General features: G+C 61.7%; 13 protein-coding genes. 4 read left to right on the top strand and 9 right to left on the bottom strand.

Annotation, left to right across the window (positions count from 1 at the left end; genetic code table 11):
- Positions 1-104 precede the first annotated feature (104 nt).
- Together AC2ISB_RS03665 and AC2ISB_RS03660 are read left to right on the top strand one after the other, a co-directional pair.
- Positions 105-299 (top strand): hypothetical protein, encoded by a 195-nt coding sequence (locus AC2ISB_RS03665; RefSeq protein ID WP_406736827.1) that lies wholly within the window; start codon positions 105-107, stop codon positions 297-299.
- Positions 300-363: 64 nt separating this feature from the next.
- Positions 364-1,098, top strand: coding sequence for a hypothetical protein (locus AC2ISB_RS03660; protein WP_406720531.1), 735 nt, complete (start codon positions 364-366; stop codon positions 1,096-1,098).
- 56 nt (positions 1,099-1,154) lie between these two features.
- On the opposite strand, the gene der is transcribed toward AC2ISB_RS03660, so the two are convergent.
- From der to AC2ISB_RS03635, 5 genes are all read right to left on the bottom strand, one after another.
- On the bottom strand, positions 1,155-2,678 hold the full coding sequence (gene der, locus AC2ISB_RS03655; protein WP_486576167.1) for a ribosome biogenesis GTPase Der: 1,524 nt from the start codon (positions 2,676-2,678) through the stop codon (positions 1,155-1,157).
- 135 nt (positions 2,679-2,813) lie between these two features.
- Complete coding sequence (locus AC2ISB_RS03650; protein WP_406720529.1) at positions 2,814-4,124, bottom strand: outer membrane protein assembly factor BamB family protein; 1,311 nt, start codon at positions 4,122-4,124, stop codon at positions 2,814-2,816.
- 62 nt (positions 4,125-4,186) lie between these two features.
- Positions 4,187-4,831, bottom strand: a complete 645-nt coding sequence (locus tag AC2ISB_RS03645; protein ID WP_486576165.1) for a tetratricopeptide repeat protein — start codon at positions 4,829-4,831, stop codon at positions 4,187-4,189.
- Between the two features lie 129 nt (positions 4,832-4,960).
- Positions 4,961-6,802 (bottom strand): ABCB family ABC transporter ATP-binding protein/permease, encoded by a 1,842-nt coding sequence (locus tag AC2ISB_RS03640; RefSeq protein ID WP_486576163.1) that lies wholly within the window; start codon positions 6,800-6,802, stop codon positions 4,961-4,963.
- A gap of 68 nt (positions 6,803-6,870) precedes the next feature.
- Positions 6,871-7,977 (bottom strand): LysM peptidoglycan-binding domain-containing protein, encoded by a 1,107-nt coding sequence (locus AC2ISB_RS03635; RefSeq protein ID WP_486576161.1) that lies wholly within the window; start codon positions 7,975-7,977, stop codon positions 6,871-6,873.
- A 143-nt stretch (positions 7,978-8,120) separates the two neighbouring features.
- Here AC2ISB_RS03635 and AC2ISB_RS03630 point away from each other — a divergent pair, with 143 nt between their 5' ends.
- Positions 8,121-8,681 carry an LOG family protein gene (locus tag AC2ISB_RS03630; protein WP_339106950.1) on the top strand — a complete coding sequence of 187 codons (561 nt, stop codon included), beginning with the start codon at positions 8,121-8,123 and terminating at the stop codon, positions 8,679-8,681.
- A gap of 16 nt (positions 8,682-8,697) precedes the next feature.
- On the opposite strand, the gene rarD is transcribed toward AC2ISB_RS03630, so the two are convergent.
- The 3 genes from rarD to AC2ISB_RS03615 form a co-directional block, all read right to left on the bottom strand.
- Complete coding sequence (gene rarD / locus AC2ISB_RS03625) at positions 8,698-9,600, bottom strand: EamA family transporter RarD (RefSeq protein WP_406720526.1); 903 nt, start codon at positions 9,598-9,600, stop codon at positions 8,698-8,700.
- Between the two features lie 243 nt (positions 9,601-9,843).
- The gene (locus tag AC2ISB_RS03620; RefSeq protein WP_339106948.1) at positions 9,844-10,311 is read right to left on the bottom strand and encodes a host attachment family protein; all 468 of its coding nucleotides are present in this window, start codon (positions 10,309-10,311) and stop codon (positions 9,844-9,846) included.
- Between the two features lie 139 nt (positions 10,312-10,450).
- Positions 10,451-11,050 carry a superoxide dismutase gene (locus tag AC2ISB_RS03615; protein ID WP_339106947.1) on the bottom strand — a complete coding sequence of 200 codons (600 nt, stop codon included), beginning with the start codon at positions 11,048-11,050 and terminating at the stop codon, positions 10,451-10,453.
- A 268-nt stretch (positions 11,051-11,318) separates the two neighbouring features.
- On the opposite strand from AC2ISB_RS03615, the gene AC2ISB_RS03610 reads away from it, so the two are divergent.
- On the top strand, positions 11,319-11,870 hold the full coding sequence (locus AC2ISB_RS03610) for an NADPH-dependent FMN reductase (RefSeq protein WP_339106946.1): 552 nt from the start codon (positions 11,319-11,321) through the stop codon (positions 11,868-11,870).
- 69 nt (positions 11,871-11,939) lie between these two features.
- On the opposite strand, the gene AC2ISB_RS03605 is transcribed toward AC2ISB_RS03610, so the two are convergent.
- Complete coding sequence (locus AC2ISB_RS03605) at positions 11,940-12,425, bottom strand: cytochrome b (RefSeq protein WP_339106945.1); 486 nt, start codon at positions 12,423-12,425, stop codon at positions 11,940-11,942.
- Between the last annotated feature and the right edge of the window lie 116 nt (positions 12,426-12,541).

Genomic DNA, 12,541 nt, shown 5'->3' with positions numbered 1-12,541 from the left:
CCTTTTAAGGATGGCCGCTATAGGACGCTCCTATGACCTGTGTCATGGGAGCGTTTTTCATTATATATTAAGGTTACGCCACCCGATGGAACGGAGAACCGATCATGACCCGTCTTCTGCAAGATCCGGAACACCTCGCCCGCGAGATCTGTGACATGGATGACGTCTCGATTGCGGCCTATGTCTCGCAGCTCTGCTACGAGCGCAAGCTGACCAAGATCGTGCATGCCCTCAACGAGGCCGAAAGCGCGCCCTCCGGCACAGCCAAGGCGGCGCTGGATCATCTGGGATTTATTTGATCCCGAAGGGAACTTTCGGAACTCTGGCGCGTTCCTGCTGGAAACAACTGCAGGACAGTCCGCAATGTTCCGCCAAACCTTCCGCATGAAAGCCATTCTGCTTTTCGTCGCGACACTGGCTTTCGTTCTCTCGCCGCTCTGGTCTCCCTCGTTCAAAGGGTATGATCCCAGCATGTTCCCCAACCCCGTGGACAAACCCGCCGTGCAACCGGCGGGATGGGCATTCTCGATATGGTCGCTGATCTATCTGTGGCTGGTGATCCACGCGGCGTGGGGACTGTTCAAACGCGCCGAGGTCTCCGGCTGGGACCAACCGCGCTGGCCGCTTTTTCTGTCGCTGGCCCTTGGCGCAAGCTGGCTTGTGGTTGCCACATCGCAGCCTTGGCTTGCCACGCTGCAAATCTGGATCATGTGGGCAGCCGCTGTCTGGGCAATGGCGCGCGCGCCTCGCACGCTTGAGCCCGCGCTGCTGTCCTGGCCGATCTCGCTTTACGCAGGCTGGCTGACCGCTGCCTCTGCCGTAGGGACGGGCGTGGTGCTGATCGGCTATAATATCGGCTCCGAAACGGTGGTCACCCTTCTGATGCTGTCACTGGTGGCGGCGATCAGCCTGACACTGATTTTATGGCTGCGCCCGCCACGTGGTTATGCCCTTGGCGTGATCTGGGCCTTGATCGGGGTGATCGCGGCAAACTGGGGCCATGACGTTATCATGCTGCCAGCCTGCATCTACGCGCTGGCCCTGCTGGTCCTGACCTTCTGGCAGCCGCGCAGCCCGCGACATGGCTATTCCCATTAACCGCCCTATCGGCGAGAGGTCAAAAAGAAACCCCGGCACACAGGCCGGGGTTTTTGTTAGTCGTCTTTGCTTTTGTCTTTGGTCTTGCGACGTTCGGCAGCAGCGGATTTGAACGCGGCCTGTTTCTTGGCATCCACGTGTTTTTTAAGACGCGAAGGGATGGATTTCTTCTTGTCCTTATAGGGGTTGGCCTTGCCCTGATCGCGGAAATAGATCCGGATCGGCGTGCCCCCCATATCAAAGCTCTCACGCAGCCCGTTCACCAGATAGCGGCCATAGGCTTCGGGGATCTTGTCGGTATGGGTGGCCTTCACCACAAATCCTGGCGGGCGCGTCTTGGCCTGCGTCATATAGCGCAGCTTGATCCGGCGGCCACCGGGGGCGGGCGGCGGGTGCGCCTCGGTCATGGCCGAGAGCCAGTTGTTCAGTTTCGCGGTGGTCACACGGCGGTTCCAGACCTCATGCGCCTTCAGGATCGCGGCATGGAGGCGGTCAAGCCCCTTGCCGGTTTTCGCCGAAACGGTCACCAGCGGCGCGCCTTTGAGCTGCGGCAGAAGGCGCTCGAAGGCCTCACGCAATTCCAGAAGCTTCGCGGGCTTATCGTCTTCGAGGTCCCATTTATTGGCCGCCACAACCACGGCACGGCCCTCGGTTTCCGCGAAATCGGCAATCCGTAGATCCTGCGTTTCAAACGGGATATTCACATCCAAGAGAACCACCACGACCTCGGCAAAGCGCACGGCGCGCAGACCATCGGCCACGGAAAGCTTTTCCAGCTTTTCGTTCACGCGGGCCTTCTTGCGCATACCGGCAGTGTCCCAGATGCGCATGGGCGTGCCCATATAGTCGGTCTTCACCGAGATCGCATCGCGGGTGATGCCTGCCTCGGGGCCGGTCAGCAGGCGGTCCTCATTGAGGATCTTGTTGATCAGCGTCGACTTCCCCGCATTCGGACGACCGATCACCGCAAGCTGCAGCGGTTTGGCCGCCGAGGGCGGGATATAGGCGGGGATGTCATCTTCGGACAGCTCATCCTCGATCACCACATCGGTCTCGGGGATGGCGGCCACATTCTTGGCGGCGAAGTCATCGGCCAGCGGGCGCAGCACATGGTAAAGGTCATCCATGCCCTCGCCATGTTCGGCCGAAATCCGCAGCGGCTCGCCCAGACCGAGGCTCCAGGCCTCCAGGGCGCCTGCCTCACCGGCATTGCCTTCGGCCTTATTGGCGGCCAGAATCACATTGGCATTCTTGCGGCGCAGGATATCGGCGAAAATCTCGTCGGCAGGGGTCACACCGACACGGGCATCCACCACGAAGAGACAGATATCGGCCTCTTCCACCGCGCGCTCGGTCAGGCGGCGCATACGGCCCTGAAGGCTGTCATCCTCGGCCAGCTCCAGACCGGCGCTATCGATCACGATAAAGCGCAGATCGCCAAGGCGCGCGTCGCCCTCGCGCAGGTCGCGGGTCACACCGGGCGTGTCATCGACAAGCGCCAGACGCTTGCCGACCAGACGGTTGAACAGGGTCGACTTGCCGACATTAGGGCGACCAACGATCGCGAGGGTAAAGCTCATAAGGCCCTCCTTGGGCGGCGCAGCCCCGTACGGGATGCGCGGATTCGAACGCGTCTCCTACACGGGACGCGGGCGCGGGTCAAATACTGTTAAAAGAAAACCGGGCAAAAGCCCGGCTTCCTTCGATCAAACCCCTCAGCGATAGGCCAGAAGCTTGCCATCGCGCGAAACGACATAAAGCGTGCCGCCTGCCACCACAGGGGCCGAAGCCGCACCGCCGGGCAGATCGACCGCTGCCAGAAGCTTGCCCGAGGCCGGATCGAACACCCGCAGACGGTTGTCGGACGAGGCGACAAACAGCTTGTTGCCGGCCAGAACCGGCCCGTAATGCGCATAGATCGCCTGTTGTTTCTTCGGCTTTTCCTTGACGTAATAGGGCATATCCACGGCATAGATCTCGGCACCAGTGGCGGCATCAAGACGGGTCAGCTTGGCTTCATCCGAAATCAGGAAGACCGAACCGCCCGCCACGACCAGCGGCGAGGTCGCCCCTGTTTTGGCCACCCATTTCTGCTTGCCCGATGCCAGATCGAAGGCGGCAGACCGGCCTGCCGAGGTGCCTGCATAGACGACATCGCCCACGATGACGGGATCGCCCGTCAGATCAACGATGCTCCCGAAGGCACGGCCCAGACGGCGGCCCGGAACGCGGGCCTGCCACATGTCGAAACCGCCTTTGGGCAGCGTGGCCATCAGATCCCCCGAGGGGAAGGGGAAGACAGCCGTATTGCCCCCCACCGCAGGGGCCGAGACCCCCGTCATGGCCGAGGGCGAGGCCCCGCCTTGCATCTGCCATTCCACTTTGCCATCTGCCGGACGGATCGCCCATGCCGAACCGTCACGCGCAACGACATAGACCAGACCATCCGCCACGGTCGGCGCGCCACCGATCGAGACGCCGAAATCCTGACGCCAGCGCACATTGCCGGACGCTGTATCCACCGCCACCAGCTCGCCATAGCCCGTGGTCACAAACAGCGTATTGCCCGAAGCGGCCAGACCACCGCCCGAAGCCGAGCCGGGGGTTTCATTGGCCGGCACCAGATTGGCGCGCCACAATGTCTGCCCCGAGGTCGAGGTGGCGGTGACATCGGTATGGCTGTCGAGCGTAAAGATCCGCCCTCCCGACACGACCGGATCCGAAGTAATGCGGTATTTGCGGGCATCCCCCTGCCCGATCCCTGCCTGCCAGACCAGCGTCGTCCCCTGCCCGATGGCCGCATTCGGCGCGTGGTGGGTCGGGCCGCCGGCACGTTGGGGCCAGTCGGCATTGGCGGTCACAGCGGGCAGGCTGAGCGCCGTCGAGGTGACAGGAGCCACCTCGGTTGCGGTATCGGAGAGCACATCGCGCGGATCAAGCCGATCGCCCTGAAGGACAACTTCCTTTTCGCAGGCGGAAACCGCCAGCATCATGCCAAGGGCCGCCATTTTGTGAACAAGCTTCACCGCGCTACTCCTGCCGTCAATGTTACTTCGGAAATACGCGGGCAGCCTGCCCGCGCAAGGGCTCAGCCCTGTTTCATCTCGCCACCAAGGGCCACAATAAGCTGCGTCAGGCGTTGCTGCACCCCCGAGGTCAGATCAGCCTCCTGCAGCATGGATTGCGCCTGGCTGATGGCCTCATCTGTTTTGCCATCTGCCACCAGCACCAGAATCTGCTGTTCCTGTGCCAGTTCGGAATAGGGCGCTCCGGGCTTGGCCAGATCGGCCAGCATGGCATCGCGTTCGGACGCTGGCATCTGCGCCCCTTGCGCAAGGATCAGTTTCAGACGCGCCAGATCGTGCAAGCTGGGCGGCAGGGCCTGATTATCGGCGGCGGCCTGAAAATGGGTCACGGCCTGATCGGTCTTGCCGTCCTCCAATGCGGTGGCCCCTGCCACCAGATCCAGCACACCGGCCCGCGCCCCTTCGGCCGGAACACCTTTCAGCGCCGCCAGCGGATCTTCGGCTTTCATCGCCGCCATCACCCCGTCGCCAAAGCTTTGCGCCGCAGCATCACGCTGCTGGGTCTGGTATTCGTTCCATGCCGCCCCGCCCACAATGGCAAGCACCGCCAGAACGCCCACCCATCCCCAGCGTTTGAACACGCGGTAAAGACGGTCGCGACGCACCTCTTCGGTGACTTCGTCGATGAAACTGTCGGTCTCGCTCACGGGCCGCACTCCTTCGTCTTGCCAGCGGGTCGCAGAAGAATCCCGCCTGTCGGGCGAAGCTTGCCCGACCTGTTCCGGCCTTTCTTATACGCAAGCCTCCCCATCCGGCAAGGGCAGGCGGGCACAGGGCTAGCTTTGAGCCCCGTCTTCACGTTCAATTTCTGCCGATTGGCGCGCCCACATACGGGCATAGCGCCCGCCCTTGGCCAAAAGCGCCTCGTGGCGCCCCCGTTCGACGATCTCGCCCGCCTCCATCACGACAATCTGATCCGCATCGACAATGGTCGAGAGGCGGTGCGCGATGGTGATCACCGTGCGCCCCTGCCCCGCCTCGGCCAGCGAGGCCTGAATATCGCGCTCGGTCTGGGTATCCAGCGCCGAAGTCGCCTCGTCCAGCAGCAGGATTGGCGGGTTTTTCAGAATGGTGCGGGCAATCCCCACGCGCTGCTTCTCGCCGCCCGAAAGCTTCAGCCCGCGCTCGCCCACCTGCGTGTCATAGCCCTCGGGAAGGCTTTCGATGAAGTCGTGGATACGGGCGGCTTTCGCGGCGGCGATCACCTCGTCGCGCGTGGCCTGCGGGCGGGCATAGGCGATATTATAGCCCACACTGTCGTTAAACAGCACCGTATCCTGCGGCACGACACCGATCGCCGCATGCAGCGAGGATTGCGTCACATCGCGCAGATCCTGCCCGTCAATCTCGACCCCGCCCCCCGTCACATCATAAAAACGGAACATCAACCGGCCGATGGTCGATTTCCCCGACCCCGAGGGCCCGACCAAAGCCACCGTCTGGCCCGGCGCCACATCAAGGCTGATGCCCTTCAGGATCGGGCGTTCGGGCATATAGTGGAACCGCACATCGCGGAAGGTCACATGCCCGCCCGTCACCTGCAAGGGCGTCGCATCGGGTTTATCCTGCACCTCGGGGCGCTGCTCCAGCAGGTCATGCATCTCGCCCATATCGGTCAGACCCTGCCGGATATTACGATAGACCGAGCCAAGGAAATTCAGCGGCGTGGTGATCTGGATCATATAGGCCTGCACCATGACAAAATCGCCCACGCTCAGCGCCCCGCGCATGGTCTCCATTGCCGCCATCACCATCACCGCACACAGTCCGGACGAGATGATCAGCGCCTGCCCTGCATTCAGAAAGGCCAGCGAGCGATCGGTGCGGATCGCGGCCTTCGCATAATCCGCCATAGAGGCATCGTATCGCGACATCTCCCACGCATCGGCATTGAAATATTTGACCGTCTCGTAATTGAGCAAACTGTCGATCGCCTTCTGGTTGGCCTCCTGATCGGCCTTGTTCATCCGCTGGCGCACCCGCACCCGCCATTCGGTCACTTTCAGCGTGAAGACCACATAGGCCATGATCGTCACCAGCAGCACCAGCGCATAGCGCCAGTCGAAAGCGACGGCGAAAATCACCAGCACGAAGAGCATCTCGATGACCATCGGCAGAATGTTGAACAGCAGGAATGACAGGAAGACCTCGCTGGCCTTCACCCCCCGTTCGATAATCCGCGTGATCGCGCCGGTCTTGCGCCCGATGTGGTATCGCAGCGACAACATATGCATATGCCGGAAAGTCTTGAGCGCGATATCCTTGGTCGCGCGCATCTGCACCGGCGCGAAAATCGCATTGCGCAATTCGCTCACGCCCGAAGACAGAAACCGTGCCACCCCATATGCCACGGTCAGCGCGACCGCCCCGAGCGGCAGCAGAAGCGCCGGATCGCGGGCATCGCCCGACAGCGTGTCGACGGCGAGCTTGTAAAGATAGGGCGTCAGCAGCGTGATGACCTTGGCCGTCACCAGCAGCAGCATCGCCCACACCACCCTGCGCCGAACCCAAGCGGCCTCGGCAGGCCACAGATAGGGCAGGATAAAGCGGATCAGCGTCCAGCCGCGCTTGCGGTCGGCCTTGGCGACATCGGAGGGCAAAGAGGTATCGGGCGGCATATCTGGCATCTTTCGGCTGGGCTGCCCGCCGCAACCTAATCAAACAGGACGTCTCTGCCAACCCGCGGTTATTGCGGCAGATTGAAGACCTGTCCGGGATAGATCAGATCGGGATTGCGGATCTGGTCGCGATTGGCCTCGAATACGCGGACATAGAGAAACCCGTCGCCATAGGCCGCATGCGCAATGGCCCAAAGCGTATTGCCCGGCTGCACGGTCAGGATCTTGGCCTCTGTCGCAGCGCCATTGCTTTCGGCCACCGCATCGGCAAGGACCTGCGGCGTCTCGCGCAGGAAGGGCGTTTCGGCCCGCGACACCACCTGACCATCCGCCGCCACCGCATCGACCCGCAGCTGGTAGGTGCCCGGCGCGATCTCGGGCAGATCAAGCTGCCACCCCGCCTCGTTGCGGCGCGCAGGCGCGGATAGGGCCACCTGACGGTTGTCCAGATAGACCACCAGCCGAGCGCCATCGGCCAAGCCCCGTCCGGCAATCACCACATCGCCTTTCGCGTCATAGGAAAGGGTGTCTATCGCCAGACGGTCCAGCGCCGGCCCGAGCACACGCGCGCCCTGCGCATCGGTGATGATCGGACGCGGGGCAGCGGCGGGCGGGGTATCGGGCGCGGTGGCCGCATCCGCCACCGCTTCCGAGGCGACCGGCACCGCCAGAAGCGGCGCGATCTGCAATGTCTCGGGGCTTTCGACAGCCGCCTGCCCTGCCCGCGCCACCCGCAAACGGACAGATTGCGGCACATCCGACGGCGTGACCTCGAACTGTGTGGCGAAACTGCCGGCGGCATCGGCCACCACTTCGGCCATAACGGCGCCATCCACCAGCACCGTCACATGCGCGTCGGGCGCGGCACGACCGGCCAGCGTCACGGCCCCGTCAGGCGTGACATGCAGATTGTCGAAGCGCCCGCGGTCGGGATCGACCTCTGGCGCGGGCGCTTGTGCGACAGAAAGACCGGCCCCGGCCCGCCCGGTGGCCGTTACAGCACTAGGGGCCGTCGCATCAGGGACCGTCGCAGACACGGGCGGCGCGGCATCCGGTGCCGTGTCTGGCGCGGGCGACGGATCGGGCAGATGGCGCATCCACCAAAGCCCCGCCCCCCCGACAAGGGCTGCCATTACGACCCCGAGGATCAGGTGTTTTCGTGATACCGTGCTCATTGCGTGCGAACTCCTTGGGACCCGCACCCCGCGCTCTTCCCTTGCGGGAGCCTAGCGGCGGGCGTATGACCATACAACAAGTTTATGCAAGGCAGGCCCCTGCAAACCCGCTGATATTCCGAGCAAAAAAGAAAGAGATTCCCATGACCCAGCCCCGCCCCTCCGTCTGCGTCTTCTGCGGTTCCCGTCTTGGTGCGCAACCAAGCTACGAACAGGCCGCGACCGAGACGGGCCGGATGCTGGCGCATCGTGGCTGGCGGCTGGTTTATGGCGCAGGCGATGTGGGGCTGATGGGGGCGGTTGCCCGCGCCACACAACAGGCACAGGGAGAGACCTTCGGCGTTATCCCCGAACACCTGTTCTCGCGCGAGGTCGGCAAGCGTGACCTGACCAGCTATATCGTCACCGAAACCATGCATGAGCGCAAAAAGGTGATGTTCATGAATTCGGATGCCATCGTCTTGCTACCGGGCGGGGCCGGTTCGCTTGACGAGATTTTCGAAGTTCTCACATGGCGTCAGATCGGCCTGCACAAAAAACCGATTTTCATCCTGAATACCGATGGATACTGGGAGCCTCTGCGCCGCCTGATCGAGCAGGTGATCATCGAGGGCTTTGCCGATCCCAGCCTTGGCACTTTCCTGACATGGGCCGACACGGTGCCCGCGCTTGAAGCCGCACTGGACGCCGCCTTCACCGCCTGACCCCCTGCCTGCCAAATCACGCGGAGGGCTGGGCCTTCCGCGCAGCGCCCCGAAACCCCGACAGCGAATAAAGCGCCAAGGCCAGCCAGATCACCGGCAGGACCATCATCTGCACCGGTTGCAAGGGGTCGGCCAGCAGCAGCACCGCCACGGTCAGCTGTAGCGTCGGGTTGAGATATTGTATCAACCCCAGCGTCGCCAGACGCAGGCGTTGGGCCGCGTAGGAAAACAGCATCAGCGGCACCGCTGTCAGGCAGGCCGAGAGCACCAGAAACAGCGTCTCTGTCGTATCGCGCCCGAAATGTCCGGCATGGGCAGGGCCGAACCAGCCCAGTTCCAGCCCGATCAGATACACCGCCGATATCGGAGCCAGCACCAGAACCTCGACAGTCACCGTGACCAGCGGTTCGGTTTTCAGCTGTTTCTTGATCAACCCGTACATCCCGAACGTCACTGCCAGAATCAGCGGAATAACCGGCGCATGGCCCTGTGCGATGCCCATATAGATCACCGCCACAGCGACCAGCCCAATGGCCACCACCTGCAGGCTGCCCAGCTTTTCACGCAGGACGACCACCCCCAGCATGACCGAAAGCAGCGGCGAGATATAATAGCCGAAGCTCGCCTCCACCGGATGCCCGTTATGGATCGCCCAGACATAGGTGAACCAGTTCGCCGTTACGCAAAGCGACGCCAGAGTGATGATGCCAAGCGACTTCGGCCGCAGCGCCACACGCAGCGCCGGCAGCTTGCCCTTTAGTGCCAGAATGATCATGAACAGCACCGCCGACCAGAGCGTCCTGTGGGCAAGCACCTCGATCACCGGCACACGGCGCAAGACCGCAAAGAACAGCCCCGACAATCCCCAGATCGTGCAGCAACTGATGATTGCAACAACACCCTTGCCTGCTTCGGTCATATCATTCCCGCCCTGTCAGATCACCTGACCCAAAGCGGCCAGACAGGCGGTGTGCGCCTCGACCGGCAGAAAAGCAAGCCTCTGCCGATGCCAGTGCCCCCTGCCCCAATGCACAATGCCGCCCCCGAAGGTGCGGCATCGGCAGAGACGTCCCCGCAGAGCGACAAAACGTCGGAGATAGCGGCCCGAGGTGCCGAGGCACGCGCCTTATCCGCCACCGCGCCTTGGCACCAAACGCAAAGCCTAGGCGGCCAGATCGGCGCAGAGCCAGCGTTCGATCTGGTCGCGCGGCGCATTGGTATAGGTTTTCGGAATTTCCGCCACCAGCTTATCGGTGACCTCCTTATGCAGCGCAGGCCGAAGCACCCCCAGCACCTTCGGGCTGGCCGCGATCACGAGACGCTTATAGGCGCCCCTATGGGCCAGCTTATAAAGCTGTTCGGCCAGATCCTCGGCGAAACGGTCCTTGGCCAGCTGGTGCCAGTCGGTCTCGTCAAAGGCCGATTTCTGCCCCGGCCCGTTATCGGCCATCCGGCCCGGACGGTCGGTGCCCTGCGCGCGGTCGGGCGGGTTCTCCTGCATGGCGACATGGCGCACTGTCAGATTGGGGTCTTTCGCATCGGTGATATTTTCCAGAAATAGCGCCTTCTCGCCATCCGCGATCACCACCCATGTGCCGGTATCCAGTTTCTTGGTATCGAGCTTGGCCATAGCTGCCTCCTTCTTTCCGTGAACAGTGGAAAGAAAACGCCCGCCCCGCAGGCCCGTTCCGACACGGGCGTTCACAGCCCGGTGGGGTAAACAAAAAAGGCGCCCCTCGGGGCGCCTTTCGTCAGGGATCGTGCTCGGGTCACAGACGCGAGGCGACATTTTCCCAGTTGACCAGCTTGTCGAGGAAGTTCGACAGGTAGGCCGGACGCTTGTTGCGGAAATCGATGTAGTAGGAGTGTTCCCACACGTCGCAGCCCAGCAGAGCGGTCTGACCAAAGCACAGCGGGTTCACGCCGTTTTCGGTTTTGGTCACCTTCAGCGCGCCATCGGTGTCTTTCACCAGCCACGCCCAGCCCGAACCGAACTGGCCCGCGCCTGCTGCGGCGAAATCTTCCTTGAACTTATCGACCGAACCGAAGGACTCGGTGATCGCTTTTTCCAGCTCGGTCGGCATGGTTTTGCCCGCCGGACCCATCATTTCCCAGAACTGGGTGTGGTTCCAGTGCTGCGAGGCATTGTTGAAGATGCCGTTTTGCGCCACTGCCGAAGCATTATAGGTGCCTTTGATGATCTCTTCGACCGATTTGCCTTCCCATTCGGTGCCAGCAATCAGCTTGTTGCCGGTGGTGACATAGGCGTTGTGGTGAAGGTCGTGGTGATATTCCAGCGTTTCCTTCGACATGCCCAGATCGGCAAGTGCGTCATGTGCATAAGGAAGATCGGGAAGTTCGAAAGCCATGGGTAAACCCCTTCTTGACGGATAGTGAATGTCTTCGCGCTCAATAGAAGCCCGCTAACGGCCGAGGTCAAGGGCCTGTTCTGTGCCCGCAACAGAAAATATGGCATTTCCCTCAACTATTTCAGCACCTTGCCCCAAGACCCACAGCCCCTGACAAAGCTGGTGCAGGGCTGCACAGGTTCTGTCCTTATTTGAGGCATTGCGACAGCCGCCCGCCGGATCTACCTTTCCGTCAAACGGGTGGTTGACCCGTGAATTGGAGATGAAAATGTCTAAGAAAATTGCCATTCTTGTGGGATCGCTGCGCAAAGGGTCCTTCAACCGTATGATCGCACAGACGCTTGTAGACGAAGCCCCCGAGGGCTACGAATTCGCCTTTGTCGAACTGGGCGATCTGCCGCTTTACAACCCCGATCTCGACGAGGGCGACGTTCCCAGCCAGTGGACCCGCCTGCGCGCCGATATCAAATCCGCCGATGCCGTAATGTTTGTCACCCCCGAATATAACCGCTCGGTGCCCGCCTCGATCAAGAACGCGCTCGATATCGGGTCGCGCCCCTATGGCCAGAGTGTCTGGGCCGGCAAACCGGCGCTTGTCGTTTCGGGCTCGATGGGCGGTATTGCGGGCTTTGGGGCCAACCACCATCTGCGCCAGTCGCTTGTCTTCCTTGATATGCCGGTGGTGCAGCAACCCGAGGCCTATATCGGGGCCATCCACACCCTGTTCGACGAAAACGGCAAGATGTCCAATGAGGGCACCCGCGAATTCATGGGCAAGATCATGGCAGCCTTCGACGCATGGATCAAAAAGCTGGCCTAAGCGCCGGTTCGAGATCATAGCAGACAGGAAAAGGGCACCCGTTCGGGTGCCCTTGGGCTATCGGACGATCTAACGCTCCGGTTTCATCATCCGCACAAGCAGGCCGTCTTTCAGCACATATTGGTGGAAAATGCCCATTGCAGCATGAATTCCCGCAAGGATCAGCAAGGCATTGGCCAGCAACGCATGGATATCCCCCGCCGCATCAAGGCCCAAAAACCACACAGCCATTCCCAGCAAGGGCACGACAAACAACAGAAGATAGAGCAGGCGATGCCCCCAAAGCCCCGCCATCTTGAAAAGCCCCTCGCCCGGCACATCGGGTGCCCCGCGGGTCTTGCGCAAAACAGCGCGCAGCAGGGTCAGTACCAGCACCGCCACCCCGACCCAGACATGGATCTGCGGGTTCAGCGGCAGCGGGCCGGTTGTGCCCTCAAGATGCTGATGGGCCGCCTTCCCCATGCCTTCGCTATAGAAATAGTTGAACACGACCAGAATGGCGACAGACCAGTGCAATAAAATCTGTAATGACGAATATCCCGATTTCTCTGACATAGACGTTCTATCCTTAGGTTGAAGTGCGGGTAAAACCCGATTGAAAATGCTCTATTCCCGTTCGCTTACACCTACCTGACAACATGATAGCCCAAAGACAGAAAAACGCGCCGAAA

It is taken from the genome of Thioclava sp. NS-SX20 (assembly GCF_057380695.1).
The sequence above is the reverse complement of the archived record's forward strand: the minus strand, read 5'-3'. Positions and strand labels throughout refer to the sequence as shown.